This window comes from Embleya sp. NPDC059213, from assembly GCF_042754445.1.
Taxonomy (GTDB): domain Bacteria; phylum Actinomycetota; class Actinomycetes; order Streptomycetales; family Streptomycetaceae; genus Embleya.
Genome location: NZ_JBHZAV010000091.1, coordinates 15693 through 37414 on the forward strand (window position 1 = coordinate 15693; position 21722 = coordinate 37414).

20 protein-coding genes and 1 pseudogene are annotated in these 21722 nt (G+C 70.5%); 14 read left to right on the top strand and 7 right to left on the bottom strand.

Features of this window, described 5'->3' with window-relative positions; all coding sequences use genetic code 11:
* Window positions 1-1689 (bottom strand): helix-turn-helix domain-containing protein, encoded by a 1689-nt coding sequence (locus ACFXMF_RS28725; RefSeq protein WP_360311412.1) that lies wholly within the window; start codon window positions 1687-1689, stop codon window positions 1-3.
* A 245-nt stretch (window positions 1690-1934) separates the two neighbouring features.
* Between ACFXMF_RS28725 and ACFXMF_RS28730 the strand changes: the two genes are divergently transcribed.
* The 4 genes from ACFXMF_RS28730 (at window position 1935) to ACFXMF_RS28745 (ending at window position 5141) form a co-directional block, all read left to right on the top strand.
* Window positions 1935-2891, top strand: coding sequence for a hypothetical protein (locus ACFXMF_RS28730; RefSeq protein WP_379988805.1), 957 nt, complete (start codon window positions 1935-1937; stop codon window positions 2889-2891).
* Between the two features lie 110 nt (window positions 2892-3001).
* On the top strand, window positions 3002-3328 hold the full coding sequence (locus ACFXMF_RS28735) for an immunity 51 family protein (protein WP_379988806.1): 327 nt from the start codon (window positions 3002-3004) through the stop codon (window positions 3326-3328).
* A gap of 106 nt (window positions 3329-3434) precedes the next feature.
* Window positions 3435-4427, top strand: a complete 993-nt coding sequence (locus tag ACFXMF_RS28740) for a GlxA family transcriptional regulator (RefSeq protein WP_379988807.1) — start codon at window positions 3435-3437, stop codon at window positions 4425-4427.
* Window positions 4428-4517: 90 nt separating this feature from the next.
* Window positions 4518-5141 (top strand): isochorismatase family protein, encoded by a 624-nt coding sequence (locus ACFXMF_RS28745; protein WP_360311420.1) that lies wholly within the window; start codon window positions 4518-4520, stop codon window positions 5139-5141.
* Between the two features lie 27 nt (window positions 5142-5168).
* Here ACFXMF_RS28745 and ACFXMF_RS28750 read toward each other — a convergent pair whose 3' ends face one another.
* Complete coding sequence (locus ACFXMF_RS28750; RefSeq protein WP_360311422.1) at window positions 5169-5831, bottom strand: class I SAM-dependent methyltransferase; 663 nt, start codon at window positions 5829-5831, stop codon at window positions 5169-5171.
* A gap of 84 nt (window positions 5832-5915) precedes the next feature.
* Between ACFXMF_RS28750 and ACFXMF_RS28755 the strand changes: the two genes are divergently transcribed.
* Window positions 5916-6566, top strand: coding sequence for a TetR/AcrR family transcriptional regulator (locus ACFXMF_RS28755; RefSeq protein WP_379988809.1), 651 nt, complete (start codon window positions 5916-5918; stop codon window positions 6564-6566).
* A 140-nt stretch (window positions 6567-6706) separates the two neighbouring features.
* On the opposite strand, the gene ACFXMF_RS28760 is transcribed toward ACFXMF_RS28755, so the two are convergent.
* Window positions 6707-9421: an immune inhibitor A domain-containing protein gene (locus tag ACFXMF_RS28760; protein WP_360311426.1), complete on the bottom strand. Its 2715-nt coding sequence runs from the start codon at window positions 9419-9421 to the stop codon at window positions 6707-6709.
* A 537-nt stretch (window positions 9422-9958) separates the two neighbouring features.
* On the opposite strand from ACFXMF_RS28760, the pseudogene ACFXMF_RS28765 reads away from it, so the two are divergent.
* Window positions 9959-10240: pseudogene (locus ACFXMF_RS28765) on the top strand (DUF4158 domain-containing protein); the annotation flags it as partial.
* Here ACFXMF_RS28765 and ACFXMF_RS28770 read toward each other — a convergent pair.
* On the bottom strand, window positions 10141-10596 hold the full coding sequence (locus tag ACFXMF_RS28770) for a hypothetical protein (protein ID WP_380020836.1): 456 nt from the start codon (window positions 10594-10596) through the stop codon (window positions 10141-10143). The pseudogene ACFXMF_RS28765 and the gene ACFXMF_RS28770 overlap by 100 nt on opposite strands.
* Window positions 10597-10598: 2 nt before the next feature.
* On the opposite strand from ACFXMF_RS28770, the gene ACFXMF_RS28775 reads away from it, so the two are divergent.
* Window positions 10599-12674, top strand: coding sequence for a Tn3 family transposase (locus tag ACFXMF_RS28775; protein WP_379988811.1), 2076 nt, complete (start codon window positions 10599-10601; stop codon window positions 12672-12674).
* Window positions 12671-13009: a hypothetical protein gene (locus tag ACFXMF_RS28780; protein WP_379988812.1), complete on the top strand. Its 339-nt coding sequence runs from the start codon at window positions 12671-12673 to the stop codon at window positions 13007-13009. The genes ACFXMF_RS28775 and ACFXMF_RS28780 overlap by 4 nt, the downstream gene beginning before the upstream one ends.
* A 161-nt stretch (window positions 13010-13170) precedes the next feature.
* On the opposite strand, the gene ACFXMF_RS28785 is transcribed toward ACFXMF_RS28780, so the two are convergent.
* Window positions 13171-13959 (bottom strand): class I SAM-dependent methyltransferase, encoded by a 789-nt coding sequence (locus tag ACFXMF_RS28785; protein ID WP_026219162.1) that lies wholly within the window; start codon window positions 13957-13959, stop codon window positions 13171-13173.
* A 371-nt stretch (window positions 13960-14330) separates the two neighbouring features.
* Between ACFXMF_RS28785 and ACFXMF_RS28790 the strand changes: the two genes are divergently transcribed.
* The 3 genes from ACFXMF_RS28790 to ACFXMF_RS28800 all read left to right on the top strand — a co-directional run bounded on the left by ACFXMF_RS28790 (window position 14331) and on the right by ACFXMF_RS28800 (window position 15592).
* On the top strand, window positions 14331-14789 hold the full coding sequence (locus tag ACFXMF_RS28790; protein WP_379988818.1) for a recombinase family protein: 459 nt from the start codon (window positions 14331-14333) through the stop codon (window positions 14787-14789).
* A complete protein-coding gene (locus ACFXMF_RS28795) occupies window positions 14711-15136 on the top strand; it encodes a recombinase family protein (RefSeq protein WP_379988813.1) in 426 nt (141 codons plus the stop codon). Before ACFXMF_RS28790 ends, ACFXMF_RS28795 begins: the two co-directional genes overlap by 79 nt.
* Before the next feature lie 192 nt (window positions 15137-15328).
* A complete protein-coding gene (locus ACFXMF_RS28800; RefSeq protein ID WP_379988814.1) occupies window positions 15329-15592 on the top strand; it encodes a hypothetical protein in 264 nt (87 codons plus the stop codon).
* A gap of 125 nt (window positions 15593-15717) precedes the next feature.
* On the opposite strand, the gene katG is transcribed toward ACFXMF_RS28800, so the two are convergent.
* On the bottom strand, window positions 15718-17946 hold the full coding sequence (gene katG / locus ACFXMF_RS28805; protein WP_379988815.1) for a catalase/peroxidase HPI: 2229 nt from the start codon (window positions 17944-17946) through the stop codon (window positions 15718-15720).
* Window positions 17947-18415: 469 nt separating this feature from the next.
* Here katG and ACFXMF_RS28810 point away from each other — a divergent pair, with 469 nt between their 5' ends.
* The 3 genes from ACFXMF_RS28810 to ACFXMF_RS28820 all read left to right on the top strand — a co-directional run bounded on the left by ACFXMF_RS28810 (window position 18416) and on the right by ACFXMF_RS28820 (window position 21191).
* The gene (locus ACFXMF_RS28810) at window positions 18416-18826 is read left to right on the top strand and encodes a Fur family transcriptional regulator (RefSeq protein WP_360311432.1); all 411 of its coding nucleotides are present in this window, start codon (window positions 18416-18418) and stop codon (window positions 18824-18826) included.
* A gap of 197 nt (window positions 18827-19023) precedes the next feature.
* The gene (cysD, locus tag ACFXMF_RS28815) at window positions 19024-19929 is read left to right on the top strand and encodes a sulfate adenylyltransferase subunit CysD (protein WP_360311434.1); all 906 of its coding nucleotides are present in this window, start codon (window positions 19024-19026) and stop codon (window positions 19927-19929) included.
* Between the two features lie 2 nt (window positions 19930-19931).
* Window positions 19932-21191, top strand: coding sequence for a sulfate adenylyltransferase subunit 1 (locus ACFXMF_RS28820; RefSeq protein ID WP_379988816.1), 1260 nt, complete (start codon window positions 19932-19934; stop codon window positions 21189-21191).
* 19 nt (window positions 21192-21210) lie between these two features.
* On the opposite strand, the gene ACFXMF_RS28825 is transcribed toward ACFXMF_RS28820, so the two are convergent.
* Entirely contained in the window at window positions 21211-21591 is a 381-nt protein-coding gene (locus ACFXMF_RS28825) for an STAS domain-containing protein (RefSeq protein WP_380020833.1), read from the bottom strand.
* Window positions 21592-21722 lie beyond the last annotated feature (131 nt).

Here is a 21722-nt window from a genome sequence, read left to right on the forward strand (position 1 = left end):
CTACCCCTCGACCCGGCCCGCGGCCGGCGCCGGATCGCCGGTCTCGCGGGCCGGGTCGCCGCCCGGCCGCGGGCTCATCAGGCGCAGTTGCAGCTGGACGGCGAAACGCGCCGCCGGATCCTGCAGGTCGATCCGGCCGACCTCGGTCATCCGACGCATCCGGTAGCGGAAGGTGTTGGGGTGCACGAACATGCTCGCCGACGCGGAGGTCACGTCGCCGAAGGCGTCCAGCCACGACCGCAGCGTATCGACCAGGCTGGTGTTGTGTTTGGCGTCGTAGGCGACGAGTCGGGCGAGCGGGCCGACGAGTTCGTCGCCGTTGGCCACGGCGAGGTCGCGTACCTCCAGGAGCAGGGCGTCGATGTAGACGTCGGCTATCGAGGCGACCCGCCGGGGCACGTGTCCGCCGGCGAGCACCCGCAGGGCACGGTCCGCATTGGTGCGGGAGCGGCGCAGCGCGTCGGGTTCCTTGGCGATCGAGCCGATGCCGATCAGCGCCTTCACCCGATCGCCGGTGCGCTCCAGGAAGTTCGTGGCGATCTGCACGGTGCGCTCGCGGCCGTCGACCGGCTCGCCCGGTGCGGGCAGGACGGCGTAGGCGACGTCGCCCAGGAGGGCGACGGCGGAGCGCGGTTGCACGGCGTTGAGGTGGATCGCCAGGGCGCCGGCCAGCCGCTGCCGTTCGGCGGTCAGTTGCGCGTGGTCCACGCCCGCCCCGGGGGCCAGGCCCAGGGCCAGGACCACCGTGGGCTCGTGGACCAGGCCCAGGCGATCCAGGGCGTCGACCGCCCCGGGGCCGCCGCCCAGCACGGTGGTGACCAGGTCGGCGCGCAGTCGGTGCTCGAAGTCGGCGCCGGCGCGGTGGCGCAGCAGGTGCAGGGCCGCGAGTTCGGCGGCCTCGCGGAACGCCGCGGCGCGTTCGGGGCTGAGCGGCTCGCGCACGGCGGCCCAGATCGAACCGAGGATCTCGTCGCCCGCCCGGATGACGATCGCCACCCGGAAGAGGCCGAGTTCGCCCTCGTCGAGGGTGGCCGGGGCGAAGAACACCGGTTCCCGGCTGCGGTACAGCTCCTTGAAGACGCCGCGGGCGGCCATGATGCGCAGGTATTCCTCGGGCACTCGACGGGCGAGGATGGTGGCCACGCGGGAGGGGTCGGCCTCGTCCTGTCGGCCGGAGAAGGCGAGGACGTGGGAGCGGCGGTCCTCGATGGTGACCGGTGCGTCCAGGAGGGTGGCCACCGCGTTGGCGAGCGCGAACAGGTCTCCCGAGGGGATGCCGCCCAGGGTCTGGGTGCCGGCCTCGCCGATGTCGCCTTCGGTGAGCAACGTGCGCAACAACGCCGCGAGTTGGGCCCAGGACGCACCTCGGGTCAGCGCCAGCAGCGCCACCCCCGCACGTGCGGCGGCGGTGGCGACCTCGGGGTCGGGTTCGACCGGTCCCCGGACGATGAGCGCGGCGACCCGGTGTGTGCCGAGCGTGTCCAGCAGGCCGGTGATCTCGGCGGCGCCGTGCACGGCGGGGCCCAGGACCACGGCGTGCGGCGGGTATTGCGGTTCGTCGTGCGGATCGTGGATGACCACCCCGCCGATCTCCTCCACGGTGTCCGGGTCGCCGTGGATCAGGTCGAGGAGGGTGGGGCCGAAGTCCTCGAGTACGCGGCCCAGGCTCCTGCGGGAGTGCGTCGTCACGTGTGGGTCACCTCTGTGGGACGGAACCGATGCGTTCCTTTTTCGTACGCGGGGACAACAATAGGCACACGCCCGATGGCCCTTCGGGGTGTCTCCGATGGCGATGTCCGCTGTGCGGCGGTTCACCCCGGGGTGGGCGCCGCGGCGCCACCGTCCACCGTCCGGCCCGTGCGGCGGAACCGGGCCGGCGGGTGCTGCGTCACACCGGCGCCGCGCAGGGAGCGCGGCGTTGGGGAGGTGGACCCGTGTCCGTTCCCGCACCACGACTTGTCCGCACTCTCGTGATCGCGCTGTTCGCCACCGCCGTGGCCGGGTGCGGTGCGGAACGGGACGGCGACGTCTCCGCCGGGCGCCCTCCGGGGCAGACCGGCGACGAATCGGCCGAGGCCGGCGCGCGGGCGCAGCGGGACGCGGAAGCGGCCGCCGACCGCTGGGAGGCCGATCGTGCGGCGGACAAACCGCGCCCGTTGCTGGTCCGCGGCGGCCTGCCCGTCCAGCTCGGCGACTGGGAGCCGAACAACCACGCCTTCAAGGTCTCGCTCGGCGACGGCTGCTTCGCGCCGCCCGCGTCCGGGGTGTTGCCGCCGACTCCGCCGGACGGCGAGGTGCGCTGGGTGGACGGGGTCGTCCAGCGCCGCCCGGCCACGGCTCCGCTCCAGGGCTACGGCAGGTCCGTGCCGACCGAGCTGAGGTCCCGGTGCGGAACGGCGGAAGCGCCCCGGCTGACCGTCACTTCCGTGTCCGCGACGACCCGAACCGTGCAGACCACCGAGGGCCCCGCGACCGTCCCGGCGTGGGAGCTCGCGTTCGCGGACACCTCGGTCCGGGTGATCGGCCCCGCGGTCACCGACGACCCGTGGCCGACCCCCGGCCACCCGCTCGACAGTGCGGACACCGCGACCGTGGGCGCGGACGGCCGCACGGTGACCGTCGGGTTCGGCGGTGCGCCGGACGGGCCGGGTCCGTGCGGCAGCGACTACCGGGCGGTGGTGGTCCAGCGCGACCGGGTCGTCGCCGTGGCGGTGGTCGCCATTCGCAAACCCGGGCCGACGGTCGACCGCGACGGCCGGCGGGTCGGATGCCCCCTGATGGCGGCCTCGCGCACCGTTGCGATCACCCTCGACGCGCCCTTGGGAGACCGCGCCCTGATCGGCACCGGCGGCCTGCCGCTCCGCCCCCCGCCGACGGGACCCCTGGACTGAGCACGCCCCGCCACCGCCCTGCCACTGCCGCGGCCGACCCATGCCCGGTCCCTGTCGTGGTGACCCTCTATGGTCCGGGCATGACCGATCGAGAGACGTACGCTCCACTGATGTTTTTCGAGTCCGACCACACCCCGGGTTCCTACAGTCTGCTGCTGAGCGACCTCGCCGACCCGCGCGTGATGGCGGTCTTCGAGCGCAACGGGCAGTGCTCCCACGGCTACGGCTGGGAGGGGGTGGCCCGCTCGGTGGTGCGCAATCGTGCGCCCGAATTGGCCGACCGGTTCCGGTACGACCCCGAGGGAAGCATGTTCGTCGCCTACGGCACCGACCCCGACGCCCTGCGTGCGCTCGGCGCGATCCTGCGCGACGCCTTCCACGACGACGACCTGTTGGCGGACCTGATCCGGACGGGAGACCCGAACGAGTTCGACTGAGGGGCCGCGTGCCCCGTCACCGGCTCGCTCGGCCGCCCGCCACGATGTCCGAATGTGACAGGAGGGCGTCATTGCGGTCATCGGTGGCGGCGGTGAGGATGGGCTCATGCCCCTTCCCCACCGGGTCGTCATCGCGGTCTTCCCCGATGTCGATCTCCTCGACGTCACCGGCCCGGCCGAGGTCTTCGCGCTGGCCAACCTGGAGACCGAGGGCCGCGCCGAATACCGGGTCCGCCTCGCCGGGCCGGCCGCCGGCGCGGTACGCACGTCGGCGGGGGTGCGGCTGCTGGCCGACCTGGCCTTCGACGAGGTCGGCGACGACGTGGACACGCTGCTGGTCCCGGGCGCGGTGGAGAACACCGACGACGGTCCGGTGGCCCTGGTCGATCCCGATGTCGTGGCCTGGGTCAAGGAGACCGCCGGACACGCCCGGCGGGTGGCGTCGGTCTGTGTCGGCGCGCACGTGCTGGCGGCGGCGGGCCTGCTGGACGGGCGGACGGCGACCACGCACTGGTCGACGTCGGCCCAACTCGCCGCCGAGCATCCGGCCGTCACGGTCGACCCGGACCCGATCTTCCTGCGCACCGACTGCGGCCGGTTGTGGACCGGCGCCGGGATCAGCGCCTGCCTGGATCTCTCGCTCGCGCTGGTGGCGGAGGACCGGGGCGAGGAGGTGGCCCTCGCGGTGGCCCGACAGTTGGTGATGTACCTCAAGCGGCAGGGCGGGCAGAGCCAGTTCTCCGTACCCCTGAGTCGGCCCGCCACCGGCCGCCGGGACATCGACGAGTTGCGGCTGTGGATCGCCGACCACCTGGACCGGGACCTGTCCGCGGAGGTGCTGGCCGCCCGGATGTGCCTGAGCGAACGGCAGTTCGCCCGCGTCTTCAAGCAGGAGACCGGCGTCGGTCCGGCGGCCTACGTCGAAGCCGCCCGGGTCGAGGTGGCCCGACGCCTCCTGGAGACCACCGACGACCCGCTCGACCGGGTCGCCGGCGCCGCCGGGCTCGGCTCGGCGGAGACCCTGCACCGGGCGTTCCGGCGGCAACTGGCGATCACCCCGGCCGCGTACCGCCGACGCTTTCGAACCCGGACCGACTGACCCGGCCGACCCACCGCGATCCGCTGCGCATTTTCCGGGCAGGACGGACGACTCCGCCCTGCCCACAACCCCGACGAAAGGCACTCGCCCATGAGCACGAACCAGCCCTCCACGACCCTGCGCGATGTCATCGGCCTGGACAACGAGCCGCCCGGGCAGGCCGACTCGGTGCTGATCATGGTCGACTTCCAGAACACCTACCGCACCGGCGTGATGGCCCTGGACGGCGCCGAGCAGGCCCTCGCCGCCGGCGCCCGGCTGTTGGCCCGCGCCCGCGCCGCAGGCACCCCGGTGGTGCACGTGCTCAACGACGGCGGCGCGAACACGCCATACGACATCCGCGCCCACATCGGCGCCATCAGCGACGAAGTCGCCCCGGTGGAGGGCGAATCGGTCGTGGTCAAGGAGTTCCCCGACTCGTTCCACCGTACCGAGTTGGTGCGCGTCCTGACCGACCTGGGCGCCGCACCGGGCAGCAACAAGGATCTGATCATCGCCGGCTTCATGACCCACATGTGCGTCAACTACACGGCCCAGGGCGCCTTCAATCTCGGCTACCGCCCCACCGTCGTCGCCGAGGCCACCGCCACTCGCGCGCTCGCCGCCCCCGACGGCACGGTGTTGCCCGCCGCGGGCCTCCAGGCCGCCGCGCTGACCACCATCACCGACCTGTTCGGCGTCGTCGTCCCCACCGTCGACGCCCTGCCCGCCTGATCCGATACCGGCCGGCGGTCGCCTCGCTCACAGGCGCACGCTGATCTCCATGCCGTCCTCGATCGGGAAGCTCACGTTGTGATAGCCGTTCTCCGGATCGCGGACGTAGTCCAGGTAGGGCCGAAGACCCTCCAGGACGATGTCGTCGGCCACGACGAGGGTGCCGCGGCAGAGCTGCGGTTCGAGCAGTCGCAGGACCGGCAGGCACAGGTCCTTCCAGCCGTCCAGCAGCACGAAGTCGGCGGGCACGGTCAGCTCGCCGAGGGTCTCCAGGGCGTCTCCCTCCAGCACGGTGATCACATCGTCCAGACCGGTCTCGACGAAGGTGCGGCGCGCCGCGGCGATCTTGTCCTTGCTGAGTTCGGTGGTCACCACCCGGCCGGTGCCGTTGTCGCGGACGGCCGCGGCCAGGTACAGCGTGGAGATGCCGAAGGACATGCCGAATTCGACCACCGTGTTCGGGCGGACGGCGCGGACCAGGTTGTAGAGCAGGGCCCCGCCGTCGGCGGAGATCGGCATGTAGATCTCCGCCGCGGCGTCGGCGTGCTCCCGGGGCGACAACCGCCCGAATCCGCCGGGCACTTCCGCGGCCAGGCGCGCGGCGACCTCGTCGTCCCGTTCGGCCTGCTCGAACATTCGGTCGAGGGTCGCCCGTACTCGGGGGTCGGCAAGCGTGTTGGTGTATGTCATGGATTCTAGAGTAGACGCAACGTTGCGTTGAATCAAGATGCAATACCCTCCCCCGTGGCAGACAAGACGACAGGGGCAGGCGAGATGGCATCCGGGACACGAGACGTCGAGGTGGACGGCGCCGGCGGATCCGCACGACAACACCACGGCAACCGGCACGGCCGCAGCGAACAGGCCCGGCTGGCGGTGTTGGAGGCGGCCGACGACCTGCTCGCCGAGAAGGGCTTCGCCGGCGTCACGATGGAGGGCATCGCCGGCCGGGCCGGCGTGGCCAAGCAGACCATCTACCGTTGGTGGAGCACCAAGACCGACGTCCTGCTGGACGCCTTCCTCCAGGACGCCGCCGAGGACCTGACCCCGCCCGACTCCGGGGACCTCGCCCACGATCTGCGGGACTACCTGCGGCGACTGGCGCACTTCCTCGCCGAGTCCGACTCCGGCGCCGTCTTCCGGGCGCTGATCGCCCAGGCCCAGCACGATCCGGCCTTCGCCGTCGACTTCCGCGCCCGCTGGCTCGACCCACAACGTCGCCGCGACCACCTGTCGCTCGAACGCGCGGTGCACAGCGGCCGGTTGCCCGCCGACCTCGACATCGCGACCGAGACCGACCAGCTCGTGGGCCCGCTCTACTACCGCGTCCTGGTGACCGCCGACCCGGTCGACCACGCCTTCACCGACCGCCTCGTCGAGACGTTCCTGCGCCGCCACCCGTCGAGCACGCCCGAGGCTCCCTGACCGACTGCCGCACGTGCGCCCGCGGTGGATCCAGGCGTGCGTCGGCCCCCACGACCGGGTCGTGGGGGCCGATGTCGCACCCGTCCTCGCGTCCGTGCCGGCGCGGCGACCGTGCCGGCGGAACTACCGTGCCTGCGCGGTTACTTGCGCGCGGGCACGATCCACACGACGGCGCCCTTGTCACCCGACAGCGGGTAGACCGGGAACACCGTCACGCCGTACGCCTTGTCCCAGCCGGGGTTTCCGGAACCGAGCACCGAGGAGAAGAACGGCTTGCCGTAGTTCGCGTAGTCCGGCGAACCGTCCGTCTTGGTCACCCGGGTCGAGTACGGGGCCCGCGCCGGGATCACCGTCGAGCCGGTGACGTCCTTGGCGCCGAAGCCGGTCGCGTTGGCCTCCGCACCCGGCGCGTAGCCGAGCGAGTCGGAGAAGAACCGCACCGGCTCCTGCTTGGCGAAGGTCGCGCAGTGGTCGCCCGCCCGACGGCAGGCCCGGAACCCGGCGGTGTCCTTGAAGCTGAACGCCGCGTTCGCCGACTGCACTCGGGGTTCGAGGTTGGCGGCCGAGTTGGACGGCGCGTCCGGGAACCGGTAGGGGTTCGGGTTCGCGTCGACCAGGAGCAACTCGCCCTTGGCGCCCCACGACGGGGACTTGTCGATGTTGTCGAGCACACCGTTGTTCGGGTACGAGGTGTCCCGCAGCCACACCAGCAGACCCGGCGCGTTGTACGCGAGCTTCTCGCGCTTGCCGCTCTCGCCGAACGTGTAGGTGTACTTCAGGCCCTGGTCGAAGCCGGACATGTTGCGCCACTCGAGCAGGTAGTACCGCTCGCGGCTGAACGTTCCGTCGGACTTGACCCAGCCGGCGCCCTTGGTGCCCGCGCCGACCGAACCGCCCTGCGCGGTCCAGCCGTTGTCGTCGGCCCCCTCGACGTCGTCCGACCACACCGTGGTCGCGCCGTTGGTGAGCGCGAAGTCGTCCGCGACCCAGCCCTTCTCCTGCGTCGCCGCGTCCGTGTCGACGCCGAGCCGCAACTTGATGTTCTGCCCGGCGTACGGCGTCAGGTTCACCTGGTCGTGGCGCCAACCGTTGCTGCTGCCGGTCAACCCGGTGCTCTTGCGGAACCGTCGCAGGTTCCCGTTCGGGTCCGGGTAGTCCGGCGGGGTCGACACGAGCGCGCCGGCCTCGTTGCGAACCTCCAGTTGCGTCCAGGTGGTGCCACCGTCGGTGGACACCTCGACGAAGCCGAAGTCCCAGTCCTCCTCCAGGGCGTAGTCGGTCCACCACTGGAACTTCACGTCGGAGCCCGCCGGAACGGCGATGTCGCGGGCCAACTTGACGTCGGCCCAGTCCTGGTCGTTGCTGGAGTACCACGCCTTGGCGCCGCTGTGCGGCGTGCTGAACCTGGTCACCTGGTCCGGCAGGTTCACCCGGACGGCCTGCTTGGTGCCCCTGGGGGTCTTGGCCGCCTGTCCCAGCGTGGCCAGTGCGGGCCGGTCGCCCACCTTCAGGATCTCCGGCGTCAACCAGCCCAGCGTGTACTTGGACCACGCGCTCATGTGCGCGGGCATCGACTGGAACAGCGGACCGGAGTGCGATCCGTTCGCCATCAGGTCCCAGAAGTTGACGTCCGAGGCACCGCCGGGAGTGCTGCTGAAGTTGTCGTACAGGTCCGGCAGACCGAGGTCGTGGCCGTATTCGTGGGCGAACACGCCCACGCCGGAGTCCTCCGGCTGCACGATGTAGTTGGAAACCTTCAGTTGGGTCCCGGGGACCGTGTAGCCGCCCGCCACGGCGCTGGAGTGCGCCCAGATGGCGTACGAGCCCTCGGCGCCGCCGCCGGTGGACTTGTCCTTGCCCGAGTGCACCAGGACCAGGTGGTCCACCACGCCGTCCGGCTCCTGCGTGTTGCCGTCGCCGTCCGCGTCGCCGGTGTCCTCCTTGTCGTAGTCGGCCCACGGGAAGTTGGGCTGACTGCGCGCGAGTTCGTTCACCGCGTCGGTGGCGAGCGTCTCCGCGCCGCCCGGGTTGTTCGGGTGGCCGCCCATGTCCTGCTCACGCTTGCCGCAGCGGCCGGCGCCGTACCACGCCTCGGAGTGCGGCACCTTGATCCACGGGGTGGCGGTGCCGGACACGGTGTACTTGCCGCCCGACATCTCCTCGTACATGTTCTTCATCGTGTAGCCGGAGACGTCGATGCCCGGCTTGCCGTCGGGACCGGTCAGGTCCGGACGCATGCGTTCGGTGATGCCCTGCTTGGTGTAGAGCATCTTGTTGAAGTGTTCCGGGCTGAAGTCCTTGACCCACGGCGTGTTGTTGTCGTTCCCGGTGAGTGCCGGGTCCGGAATCTCGTTGTGCAGTGGGCCGTTCTTGATCGTGCCCGGCGGTTCCACCACGCAGGAGGCGTCGGTGACGCTCGCCCTGCGGTTGAAGCCGGAGAAATCGTCGTTGGCTTTCTCGTTGAACTCGACGAGAACCGTCAACAGTTTGGCATCCTGCTTGGCACCTGGCGCCAAGCCGGCCTTTTCCGCCTTGAGTTGCTCCGGGCTCTTGCCCGTGCGCTGGGCTTCGGCCTCCAGAAGCCGCAGTTGCGATGCGGCGCGAGGGTTGCCCTCGCGTTCCTTGCTGCCGCCGCCCGCCTTGGCCTTGCGGGCCTTGTCGGCGGCGGTCGCTGCCGCATCGACGCGGCCGTCGGGACCGATCTCGGCCTCGACGGGGTTGAAGTATTGATCCTCGGGGCCGGGATTCCATACGGCTTTGGTGGTGTCCACACGCGCGGCGGCTGCGGACGACGTGATGCCCGGTGCCGCGGTCAGTCCCGTGACCGCGAGGAGCGAAACGGACAGTAGCGTCATCGGGCCACGCAATCGCCGGATGGCTCGCGGCGGTGTACCGCCGCGCCCGGGTATCGCTCGACTCAAGATGGTCTCCCCTCCGCCCGGAAGATGGTTCCGGACGCGAAGCGACGCCGATCAGGGTGCTGTGGTGCCGTTTTGCGCCCACGACGTCGAGCAGTTTCGGCAGAAACCCGACGCCTGCTCCCACCAACCGTCGGGTCACGGCGACCGGTGGGAAACGGGCCGGGTGACCGGACCCTAGAGGCGCGAGTGACGACTGAGGCAGAGGAGACCAAAGGTTCTTTGCGAACTCTTTACCTTGTGTCCAAGTTCCCTACGAACGGCGGGACTTCGACCTCGTCCGGGCACCGTTCGGATCAAGCCACGGAGTCAACTTTCGTCATTTGCGCAGCCATCTTTCGTAGCTACCGCGCCCAGGTCTCCTATCTCTGACCCACGGTGCAAAGTAGCCGTCGCTCCCTTGTCCGGGCCCGTTGCCTCGTGGTCGGCCACCTCGTTAGGCCGAACGTATTGTCGGCGGAGGGGGGAGCGTTCATGCGTCAGGAGTGGTCCTCCGAGGACGTGGTGGCGTGCCGGACGCCGGTAGGCAGTGACTGGGACCTGGTGGCGAACAAGTCCGGTCCGACCCGGCTCGGCTTCGTGCTGATGCTGAAGTTCTTCGAGCTGGAAGGCCGGTTCCCCCAGTTCGTGGAGGAGTTCCCGCAAGCCGCGGTCGACTACGTGGCCGACGTCGTCCAGGTGTCGGCGGAGGACTTGGCGAAGTACGACCTGTCGTCCCGCTCGGCGAAGGGGCACCGTACGCAGATCCGCGAGGCCCTCGGGTTCCGCCCCGCGACCCGCGCGGACGAGGAACGGCTGACCGCCTGGCTCGCCGATGACGTCTGCCCGGTGGAACTGGTGGAGGACCGGTTGCGCGAGGCCCCCTGCTCGTGCAGTGCCGCAGTGACCGCATCGAGCCCCCCGGGCCGTGTCGAGCGGATCGTGGCCACGGCACGGGCACGGGCGGACCGCGTCTTCTGCGCGCAGACCGTCGCGCGTCTGGGCGAGGTGTGCGCCGACCGCCTCCTGGCGCTGGTCGTGGAGGGCAACGAGGACGGCACCGCGCTGCCGGCCTCGCTGAAGCGGGACCCGGGCGCGGTGGGGCTGGACTCGCTGCCGACGGAGATCGTCAAGCTTGACCGCCGTACGGCAACTCGGTCTGCCGGACGGGACGTTCGCGAACTGCTCGGAGAAGCTGGTGACCGCGTGGCGGGCGCGGGCGATCAAGATGTACCCCTCGGACTTCCGGGATGCGGGCGAGGACGTACGGACCACCCTGCTGGCCGCCCTGTGCGCGTCCCGCCAGGCGGAGATCACCGACGCCCCGGTGGAACTGCTCGTCGCCCTGGTCCACAAGATCAACGCCCGTGCCGAGCGGCGGGTCGAGCGACAGCTGACGGCGGAGCTGAAGAAGGTACGGGGCAAGGAGGGCATCCTCTCCGGCGTCGACGGCAAGACCCGCTTCTACGACGCGTCCGACGCGGTGCCGATCGACGGTGTCGTACGCAAGGACTGGCGCGAGGCGGTCGTCGACGACAAGGGCCGGACCGAGCGCATCCCGTACGAGCTGTGCGTGCTGGTGGCGGTGCGGGACGCGATCAGGCGCCGTGAGATCTACGTCGAGGGTGCGGCCCGGTGGTGCGACCCGGAGGACGACTTGCCCGGTGACTTCGAGTCCGCCCGTACCGTGCACTACGCCGCGATCCGCCGGCCCGAGGACCCCGGGGAGTTCGTCGCCGGGCTGAAGCAGCGGATGACGGACTCTCTGGACCGGCTGTCGGCGGCGCTCGCGGACGGCAGTGCGGGCGGGGTGAAGGTCACCACCCGCAAGGGCGAGCCGTGGATCACCGTGCCGAAGCTGGAGCCGCTGGACGAGCCCACCGGCCTGGCGGCCCTGAAGGACGAGGTCGTACAACGGTGGGGCGTGCTCGATCTCCTGGACGTGCTGAAGAACGCCGACTTCCTGACCGGCTTCACCGACGAGTTCTCCTCGGTCGCCGCGTACGAGCGCATCGACCGCGCCACCCTCCAGCGGCGCCTGCTGCTCGCACTGTTCGCCCTGGGCACGAACATGGGCATCCGGGCGATCGTGGCGACCGGCGAGCACGGCGAGAGCGAGGCCGCGCTGCGGCACGTGCGCCGGCACTTCATCACCGTCGACAACCTGCGCGCCGCAGTGACCAAGATGGTCAACGGCACGTTCGCCGCACGGGACGCCGCATGGTGGGGGCAGGGCACCGCGTGCGCGTCGGACTCGAAGAAGTTCGGGTCCTGGTCCTCGAATTTCATGACCGAGTACCACGCCCGCTACGGCGGCAACGGCGTGATGATCTACTGGCACGTGGAGCGGAAGAACGTCTGCATCTACTCCCAGCTCAAGAGCTGTTCGTCGTCCGAGGTCGCGGCGATGATCGAGGGCCTGCTGCGGCACTGCACGGACGCCGAGATCGAGTCGAACTACGTCGACACCCACGGCGCGAGCGTCGTCGGATTCGCCTTCACCGAGCTGCTCAGCTTCCGCCTGCTGCCCCGGCTGAAGAACATCGGCAGCATCCGCCTGTACCGCCCGGACGACACCCCGCCCGGCTGGCCCGCGCTCGGCGGCTCCCTGACCCGTCCGATCCGCTGTGACCTGATCGAGCAGCAGTACGACCAGACGGTCAAGTACGCCACCGCCCTGCGCCTGGGGACGGCGGAGGCTGAGCAGGTGCTGCGGCGCTTCACCCGCGGCGGCCCCAAGCACCCCACCTACGCCGCGCTCGAAGAACTCGGCCGCGCCGTACGCACCATCTTCGCCTGCGACTACCTGGCCGGCCCCGCCCTGCGCCGTGAGATCCACGGCGGCCTCCAGGTCGTTGAGAACTGGAACTCGGCGAACACCGTGCTCCACTACGGCAAGGACGGTGCCCTGACCGGCCCGGACAGGGAGCACGCCGAGACGTCGATGCTCGCGCTACACCTGCTCCAGTCCAGCCTCGTGCACGTCAACACGCTGCTGCTCCAGCAGGTCCTGGCCGAGCCGAAGTGGGCGAAGAAGCTTTCGGACGAGGACCGGCGCGGCCTGACCGCGCTGTTCTGGTCCAACGTCAACCCGTACGGCACCTTCCGTCTGGACATGGACAAGCGGCTCGACCTCGGGGCGGTCGCCGCCGTGCCCCGCCCCCGAACACCGGCGGACACCAGCGCCCGATCGACCACGGGGACACGATGAAGAACACCCAGGACCTCCAGGACCTCACCGACCCTTGGATGAACGAGGCCGCGTGGCGGGCGCTCGACCTGATGCGCGCCTATGCGGCCCGGGACCGCGTCGCGATCGTCGAACACCTGGCGCACCTGGAGGCGGACCAGCTGGAGTTCACCGCGGGCGTGCTCCGCAACACCTACAACGACACCCTCCAGGTCCTGGGGGAGACCGGCCGCCCGCACAACCCGGCCACCGTGGTCCGCCAGGCGGTGCGGACGGTGTCGGTCTTGTCGGCTGGGACGGCTGGGCGGTGCCCGCCCTTGTTGTCCTTGGCTTCGGCGGCCCGGAGCCCGTCGTAGGTCGGCTCTCGTCGGAAGTCGCGTTGGACTTCCTCGGCCGCTACGCCTTCACCCGCACGCCGGCGGCCGGGCTGCGCCCGCTGCGTGACCCGAGCACCGACGAGAAAGCGGCCGACGACGAGAACAGCTGACCGCTTCCAGCGGTCAGGTCGTTCTGGTTGCTACTCGGCCTGCAGGACGAAGAACAGGAAGCACAGGAAGCGCGGCTCGGCCGCGATGGCCTCGGGGAACATCTCGCGGGCGGCGGGATCAGGATCCGGCTCGCTGATGACCGTTATCCGGAAACCGGCCCCGATGAAAGCCTCGATCATCGCGTGCAGCGGCCTGCTCCATCTGCTCACCAGGGCGGTCTGGCCGCCTATGGTCCACTCCACGGTCCATTTGGTGGTGTCGAAGTAGTTGCACTCGGCCTCGCGACCGGCCTCGCGGTGTATGAGGTTGATGGCAAAGGGATGGTCGACAGACGCGATCAGCCGACCGCCGGGCCTGAGTATGCGTCGCAGCTCGGCCAGCGCCGGCCCCCAGTCCTCCAGGTAGTGCAGCACCAGGGACGCCGCTACATCGTCGAACGTGTCATCAGCGTAAGGAAGCGGGCTGCCCAGGTCCGCCACCTGCAGGTCCGCACCGTCGCCGAGCCGCTGCCGAGCCAGCTCCAGCATCCCGGCGCTCGCGTCGAAGCCACTCACAATGGCGCCACGGTCGCGCAGCGCGGCAAACAGGGACCCCGAGCCGCAGCCGGCGTCGAGGATCCGCCGGCCGGCCACGTCTCCAGCGAGGGCCAGCATCGCGGGCCGCTCGTAGTAGGCATTGACCAGGTTGGTTTCGTTTGCGGCCGCGTACGCCTCGGCGAAGCTGTTGTAGTCGTTGGTCTTCGACGGATCCACACTCACCGCGGACGGCGAGACCAGCCTGCTGGAAATCGCGTGCTCTTGGCGCTCGCTTGAGATCATGGCGCGGGAGACGTGCGCCGCAGCAGTTCGGTTCCTGGCTGCGGCCAACTGCTGCGCTGCGTCGTCGCACGGATCGATCTCGTCTACCCTGGAGTCCTCTCCCTGCCGGGCCACGCCGGTGCGGCGGGCCCTCCCGGAATACAGCAAGCGCCCCGGCGCTGGTGCCGGAGAGCCGAAGCGCGAGCGCAAGGCTCCCCGGGCCGGGTTTGTTTCATAGGCGCGCTCGTGAAACACCCCGACGCCCGGAGGTCCACCTGCGGCGATCATGTTTCATGAGCTGTTGCAAACGACTGGATGTCTGAAACACCCCCCATGAAACGGTCTGAGGCGTGAACGACGACTTCAAGCTCGTGGAATCGCACGCGGGCCCGATGTCCACCTGCGCCGCCCTCGCAGGCTCCCCGTGCCGGACCGGCAAGGCCAAGGTGGCCATCCAGTACCACACCGCCCGCTTCCGCCTCGTGCCCCAACTCGCCAGGGCCCTCAGCATCCCGACCCCTGCCGTACGCAAGCCGGGCTCGGTCTGGACCGAGCTCCCCCGGCCCGCGAGCGCCGGCGCCGAGACGGTCGGACACGCCCGACTCGGGTACGCCCGCGCCTCGACCGCCCGGCAGTCCCTGGACGCACAGCTCGACTCCCTCGCCCAGGCCGGGGTGACCCGGGTCTTCTCGGAGAAGATCTCCACCCGCGCTACCATCCGCCCCGAGTTGGAGGCGGCCGTCAGACTCGCCGGGAGATCCGTTCCTCCGGCGTGCGCGTCACCCTCGTCGTCCACGAACACAAACGGCTCGGCCGCGGCATCGAACTCGCCATGCTCGCCGAGGAACTGAAGGCGAGCGACGTCGGCCTGGAATTCCTCGCCGGGGAGCTGAAGGGCTCGCACGACCCCTCCGGCATCGTATTCACCGTGCCGGCTGCCATGTCCGGCATGGAGCGCGAGTACATCCGCGACCGCACCCTCGAAGGCCACGAGTCCGCCCGCAACCGCGGCAAGACCATCGGCGGCGCCGGCGTCACCGACCCCGACATGCTCTCCATGGCCCTCCACCTGCGCGACATCGCCAAGCGGCTCGTCATCACCACGGGCACGAAGAAGGGACAGCACCCCTCACCCGCCACCGTCATGCGGATGCTGCGCGAACACGACGAACAGGCGGCAGCACTGACGAGCGCCTGACTGCTGCGCCCCTGTCGCTACTTTGCACCGTGGGTCGGAGATAGGAGACCGGGGCCTACCGCGCAGGTCCGCCGGCCGTCATTCTGGTGCCGCTCGCGCGCCGGTCCGGGCGGCGTGCGGTCGTGGGCGGGACGGTGTGTCGTGCCCCGGGTTCGGCGCGCCGATGCCGGCCCCGCCGACCACACTCGGGGGATGGACATCCTCGAAACGCACGGCACGCTCTCGCTCCCCGGTCGGGGCGAGGTCGAGGTGACGCTCGACCTCTACGACCCGCCGCGCACCGACGACGTGCTCCCTCGCGGGTGGACCGCGGTCGTCACCTCCGGCCCCGACCTCGCCGTCGGCGAGCAGGGCCTGCTCTTCCTGGCCGCCCAGAACGGCCTGATCGCCAATCCGTTCACCGTCCTGGCGAGCGACGACCGCACCGCCCGGATCGCCGCCCACGACCCGTCGTGAACCGGCACCGCCCCGCCGGCCGACCGAGCCCGGAAATCACCGTCGGGCAGCACTGCGGCCCCGCCGTCGGGGTGACGGGGGGCCGCGGTGTCCGGGTCGGCGTGGGGCCGACCCGGACATGGAGCTCAGGAGCGGTCGAACCGGTCCAGGTTCATCACCTTGTCCCACGCGGCGACGAAGTCGTGCACGAACTTCTCCTTCGCGTCGTCGCTCGCGTAGACCTCGGCGAGCGCCCGCAGCTCGGAGTTCGACCCGAAGACGAGGTCGACCCGGCTACCGGTCCAGGCCACCTCGCCGGCGGCGTCGCGACCCTCGAACGTGCTCGCGTCCTCGGAGGTCGGCTGCCACGTGATGCCCAGGTCGAGCAGGTTGACGAAGAAGTCGTTGGTCAGCACGCCGGGGGTGGCCGTGAAGGCGCCCAGCGACGACTGCCCGTGGTTGGCGCCCAGCACCCGCAGGCCGCCGACCAGGACGGTCGTCTCCGGCGCGCTCAGCGTCAGCAGGTTCGCCCGGTCGATCAGCAGGTATTCGGCCGCCAGCCGGTTGCCCTTCCCGAGGTAGTTGCGGAACCCGTCGGCGGCCGGTTCGAGCGCGCTGAACGACTCCACGTCGGTCTGCTCCTGCACGGCGTCCACCCGGCCGGCCGTGAACGGGACCTCGACGTCGAAGCCCGCGTCCTTGGCGGCCCGCTCGACGGCGGCGACACCACCGAGCACGATCAGGTCGGCGAGCGAGACGCGCTTGCCGTCGGTGCGGTCGGCCTCGAACGTGTCCCGGATCCCCTCCAGGACACCGAGTGCCGCGGCGAGTTCGTCGGTCTCGTTGACCTCCCAGCCGATCTGCGGCTGGAGGCGGATGCGCGCGCCGTTGGCGCCGCCGCGCTTGTCGCTGCCGCGGAAGGACGAGGCGGACGCCCACGCGGTGGACACGAGCCGGGACACCGACAGGCCCGAGTCGAGGATGCGGCTCTTGAGCGCGGCGATGTCCGCGGCGTCGACGAGTTCGTGCGTCCGCGCCGGCAGCGGGTCCTGCCACAGCAGCGTCTCGGTGGGGACCTCCGGCCCGAGGTAGCGCGCGACCGGACCCATGTCGCGGTGGGTCAGCTTGAACCACGCGCGGGCGAAGGCGTCCGCGAACTCGGCGGGGTTGTTCAGGAAACGCCGCGAGATCTGCTCGTAGGCCGGGTCGATCCGAAGCGAGAGGTCGGTGGTCAACATCGTCGGCGCGTGGGTCTTCGACGCGTCGTGGGCATCCGGCACCGTGCCCGCGCCGGCGCCGTCCTTCGGCCGCCACTGGTGCGCGCCGGCCGGGCTCTGGAACAGTTCCCACTCGTACCCGAACAGGATCTCGAAGAAGCTGTTGTCCCAGGTCACCGGGGTGGTGGTCCAGATGCCTTCGAGACCGCTGGTGATCGCGTCGCCACCCTTGCCGGTGCCGAAGGAGCTCTTCCAGCCCAGGCCCTGCTGTTCGAGCGGCGCAGCCTCGGGGTCGGGGCCGACGCTGTCCGCCGGGCCCGCGCCGTGGGTCTTGCCGAAGGTGTGGCCGCCGGCGATCAGGGCGACCGTCTCCTCGTCGTTCATCGCCATCCGGCGGAACGTCTCGCGGATGTCGCGGGCCGCGGCCAGCGGGTCCGGATTGCCGTTCGGGCCTTCGGGGTTGACGTAGATCAGGCCCATCTGGACCGCACCGAGCGGGTTCTCCAGATCCCGGTCGCCGCTGTAGCGCTCGTCGCCGAGCCAGGTGGTCTCCGGGCCCCAGTACACGTCCTCGTCGGGCTCCCACACATCCGCCCGACCGCCGCCGAAGCCGAAGGTCTCGAAGCCCATCGTCTCCAGGGCGACGTTGCCGGTGAGGACCAGCAGGTCGGCCCAGGACAGGTTGCGGCCGTACTTCTTCTTCACCGGCCACAACAACCGGCGGGCCTTGTCCAGGCTCGCGTTGTCCGGCCAACTGTTGAGCGGGGCGAAGCGCTGCTGGCCGGCGCCGGCGCCGCCGCGGCCGTCGCTGATCCGGTAGGTGCCGGCGCTGTGCCAGGCCATCCGGATCATCAGCGGCCCGTAGTTGCCGAAGTCGGCCGGCCACCAGTCCTGCGAGGTGGTCAGCACCTCGGCGATGTCCTGCTTCACGGCGGCGAGGTCGAGGCTCTCGAACGCCTCGGCGTAGTCGAAGTCCTCACCCAGCGGGTTGGCCACGGCCGGGTTCTTGGCAAGGATCTTCAGGTTGAGCCGCTCCGGCCACCACTGCCGGTTGCCGCCGCCCTGCGTCGGGTGCGGGGCGCGTCCGTGGGCAACAGGGCAACCGCCCGCGCTCTCGGTCTTCGCGTCTACGACGATTGCGTCATGGTTCTCAGACATGGGAATCCTTCCGGACCAGGCGGATCACAGTGCGTTGGAACTGCGGGTCACGGTGCTGGGGAATTACCGGCGGTGGAGCGATGGGGGCGGCGAAATCCGGTCCGCCCGGTGCAGGTCTCGGGCGCGGCGGCCCGAGGGCGAATGCGATCACGGTCGCCACATACCCGTCGCACGCCCGGGAGGCGATCGCCTCGACGCCGAGGTGGTCACCCTCCGGAACGCTCCGGAGCAGCGCGACGCGGGTGGCCGTCATGGGCAGGCCGGTACCGCGCGGCTTCTCGACGGGGGTGCCGTCACGTCTGGATCTCCTGCCGTAGTGGGGTCTTCTCTGCCCCTTGGCTACCGCCGGAACCGATCCTACGATGGACAGAGTCCAAGTCAAGATGCCCGCCAATCCCGTACTCAACCGGAATCCGGACGTCCACCGGTAAACTTTGGCATCCCACTGAGCCTGAATAGGTGAACCGACATGAGCGACCTGCTGGAGCGGCTGCGCGAGCGCGGTTGGCGGATGACCTCGCAGCGGCGTGTCGTTGCGGAGGTCCTCGACGGCGACCACGTACATCTGACGGCCGACGAGGTACACGCCCGCGCGGCGCAGCGACTGCCCGAGATCTCCCGAGCCACCGTCTACAACGCCCTGGGCGAGCTGGTCTCGCTCGGCGAGGTCAAGGAGGTCTCCACCGACGGTCGGGCCAAGCGCTACGACCCCAACGCCCACCACCCGCACCAGCACCTGGTGTGCTCGTCCTGCGGCACGGTGCGCGACGTGCACCCGACCGGCAATCCGCTCGGCAACCTCCCGTCGGACCAGCGGTTCGGCTTCACCGTTTCCGAGGCCGAGGTCACCTACCGGGGCCTGTGCCCGTCCTGCGCCTAGGACTCGCGCCGGAATTCGCCCGAATCGAGGTGGGGGGTATTCGCGCGACCTTCGACCGTTGCAGTGCGTGATGACGCCATGCCAATCAAGTTAGCTTCTTGTGAAGGCAGTTGATTGGCGGTTAACTTCGCTGAGCTGACAGCCCGTCAGCTCTTCGAGGGGCGTGGCGTCTCGCTTGCGAGGGATCGGAGTCCGCCGTGAGTCATCGGCTCACCCACCTGAAAGCCCTGGAGTCCGAGGGCATCCACATCATCCGAGAGGTGGCCGCCGAGTTCGAGAACCCCGTCCTGCTGTTCTCCGGCGGCAAGGACTCGATCGTCATGCTGCACCTGGCCATCAGGGCCTTCGCGCCCTGTCCGCCGCCGCTGCCGATCATGCACATCGACACCGGCCACAATTTCCCCGAGGTCGTCGCCTTCCGCGACCATCGTGCCGCCGAGGCCGGCGTGCGGCTGGTCGTCGCCTCCGTACAGGCGTCCATCGACGCCGGCCGGGTGGTCGAGGAGAGCGGACCGCGCGCGTCCCGCAACCGCCTCCAGACCACCACGCTGCTCGACGCCATCGACGAACACCGCTTCGACGCCGTCTTCGGCGGCGCGCGGCGCGACGAGGAGAAGGCCCGCGCCAAGGAGCGCGTGTTCAGCTTCCGCGACGAGTTCGGCCAGTGGGACCCGAAGAACCAGCGGCCCGAGTTGTGGAGCCTGTACAACGGCCGGCACCGCCGCGGCGAACACATCCGCGTGTTCCCGCTGTCGAACTGGACCGAGCTGGACATCTGGCAGTACATCGCCGCGCAGGGCATCGAACTGCCGTCGCTGTACTACGCCCACCGCCGCACGGTCGTCGAACGCGACGGCATGTTGCTCGGCGTCACCGACGTCACGCCGCCGCTCGCCGGCGAGAAGCCGTTCGAGGAGACCGTGCGCTTTCGCACCATCGGCGACGCCACCGGCACCGGCGCGGTCCGCTCCACCGCGGCGAACGCGCACGAGGTGGCCGCCGAGATCGCCGCCACCCGGATCACCGAGCGCGGCGCCACCCGCGCCGACGACCGCATCTCCGAGGCCGGCATGGAAGACCGCAAACGCGAAGGGTACTTCTAGGGATGAGCACCACCGAACTGCTGCGGATCGCCACCGCGGGCTCCGTCGACGACGGCAAGTCCACCCTGATCGGCCGCCTGCTCTACGACTCCAAGGCCGTCTTCGAGGACCAACTGGCCTCCGTCGAGGACACCTCCCGCCGCCGCGGCAACTCCTCGCCGGATCTGTCGCTGCTCACCGACGGCCTGCGCGCGGAACGCGAACAGGGCATCACCATCGACGTCGCCTACCGCTACTTCGCCACGCCCGGACGCAAGTTCATCGTCGCCGACACCCCGGGCCACATCCAGTACACCCGCAACATGGTCACCGGCGCCTCCACCGCCGACCTCGCGATGGTGCTGGTCGACGCGCGCAAGGGACTGCTCGAACAGTCCCGCCGGCACGCCTTCCTCGCGTCGCTGCTGCGCATCCCGCACCTGGTGTTGTGCGTCAACAAGATGGACCTGGTCGACTACGACCGGGCCGTCTTCGAGGCCATCCGCGCCGAGTTCACCGAGTTCGCCACCCGGTTGGAGATCCCGGACCTCACGTTCGTCCCGATGTCCGCGCTGCACGGCGACAACGTGGTCACCCGCAGCCCGCGGATGCCCTGGTACGAGGGCGCCGCGCTGTTGCACCACCTGGAGGAGGTGCACGTCGCCTCCGACCGCAACCTGGTCGACGTGCGCTTCCCGGTGCAGTACGTACTGCGACCGCGCGAGGACGTGCACCGCGACTACCGCGGCTACGCGGGCACCGTGGCCGGCGGCGTGGTGCGCCCCGGAGACGAAGTGGCGGTGCTGCCCTCCGGGTTCACCACCCGCATCGCGGCGATCGACGGGCCCGACGGCCCGGTGGCCGAGGCGTTCCCGCCGATGTCGGTGAGCATCCGGCTGACCGACGACCTCGACGTCTCGCGCGGCGACATGATCTGCCGCCCGCACAACCGCCCGAGCGCCGGCCGGGACCTCCAGGCGATGGTGTGCCTGCTCACCGAACACGGCGAACTGCGCCCGGGAGCCGGTTACCTGGTCAAGCACACGACCCGCACCGCGCGAGCCGAGATCACCGCACTGCACTACCGCCTCGACATCAACACCGGACACCGCGACCTCGGCGCGACGGCCCTCGCGCTCAACGAGATCGGTCGGGTCACGCTGCGCACCACCGCCCCGCTGCTGCACGACCCGTACCGGCGCAATCGCACCACCGGCAGCTTCATCCTGATCGACGAGGCCACCGATGAGACCGTCGGTGCCGGCATCCTGCTGGACGACTGATCGCCCCGGCGCGCGGCGGTCACCCCCGGAGCGGGCAGGGGCCGCCCTCGTCGGTGTCGGGAAGGGCTTCGAGGATCGTGAAGTCGGCTCGCATTCCCGGTAGTTGCAGGATGTGGCGGACGAACGCGTCGACCCGGTACAGGTGCATCGCGCCGTTCCGGGCGGCGGCCCGGTCGCGTCCACGGGCGAGGGCGGAGATGGCCCGGGCGCCGAGGAAGCCGACCTCGCCCAGATCGACGATCACGTGCGCACCCTCGATCCCGGTCAGGGCGTCCAGGGCGCGGGTGAACAACGGGACGGTGGCGACGTCGAGTTCGCCGCGCGGGGTGAGCACGAGATGGCGTCCGTGCGATCGCGTCGACAGTTGCGGACGAGCGGGAGCCGGGTGGGTGCGGGTCACGGCGGATCCACCTTCCTGACGATGGGCGGGCGCGGGATCGACGTGGCGGGCGGCGCCCCGCGGGACCGGGGGCCCCCCCCCCCCACCGCGGGAGGGGGGCAGTGGGAGCGCCCGGGTAATATAAACAAAAG

What these genes read in the sequence shown, in the direction of transcription:
- ACFXMF_RS28755 (WP_379988809.1), top strand. Translation starts at nt 5,916, where the DNA reads ATGGCATCCGGGACACGAGACGTCGAGGTGGACGGCGCCGGCGGATCC.
- katG (WP_379988815.1), bottom strand. Translation starts at nt 17,946, where the DNA reads ATGTCTGAGAACCATGACGCAATCGTCGTAGACGCGAAGACCGAGAGC.
- ACFXMF_RS28745 (WP_360311420.1), top strand. Translation starts at nt 4,518, where the DNA reads ATGAGCACGAACCAGCCCTCCACGACCCTGCGCGATGTCATCGGCCTG.
- ACFXMF_RS28735 (WP_379988806.1), top strand. Translation starts at nt 3,002, where the DNA reads ATGTTTTTCGAGTCCGACCACACCCCGGGTTCCTACAGTCTGCTGCTG.
- ACFXMF_RS28790 (WP_379988818.1), top strand. Translation starts at nt 14,331, where the DNA reads ATGTCCACCTGCGCCGCCCTCGCAGGCTCCCCGTGCCGGACCGGCAAG.
- ACFXMF_RS28810 (WP_360311432.1), top strand. Translation starts at nt 18,416, where the DNA reads ATGAGCGACCTGCTGGAGCGGCTGCGCGAGCGCGGTTGGCGGATGACC.
- ACFXMF_RS28785 (WP_026219162.1), bottom strand. Translation starts at nt 13,959, where the DNA reads ATGATCTCAAGCGAGCGCCAAGAGCACGCGATTTCCAGCAGGCTGGTC.
- ACFXMF_RS28740 (WP_379988807.1), top strand. Translation starts at nt 3,435, where the DNA reads ATGCCCCTTCCCCACCGGGTCGTCATCGCGGTCTTCCCCGATGTCGAT.
- ACFXMF_RS28820 (WP_379988816.1), top strand. Translation starts at nt 19,932, where the DNA reads ATGAGCACCACCGAACTGCTGCGGATCGCCACCGCGGGCTCCGTCGAC.
- ACFXMF_RS28750 (WP_360311422.1), bottom strand. Translation starts at nt 5,831, where the DNA reads ATGACATACACCAACACGCTTGCCGACCCCCGAGTACGGGCGACCCTC.
- ACFXMF_RS28800 (WP_379988814.1), top strand. Translation starts at nt 15,329, where the DNA reads ATGGACATCCTCGAAACGCACGGCACGCTCTCGCTCCCCGGTCGGGGC.
- ACFXMF_RS28760 (WP_360311426.1), bottom strand. Translation starts at nt 9,421, where the DNA reads ATGACGCTACTGTCCGTTTCGCTCCTCGCGGTCACGGGACTGACCGCG.
- ACFXMF_RS28780 (WP_379988812.1), top strand. Translation starts at nt 12,671, where the DNA reads ATGAAGAACACCCAGGACCTCCAGGACCTCACCGACCCTTGGATGAAC.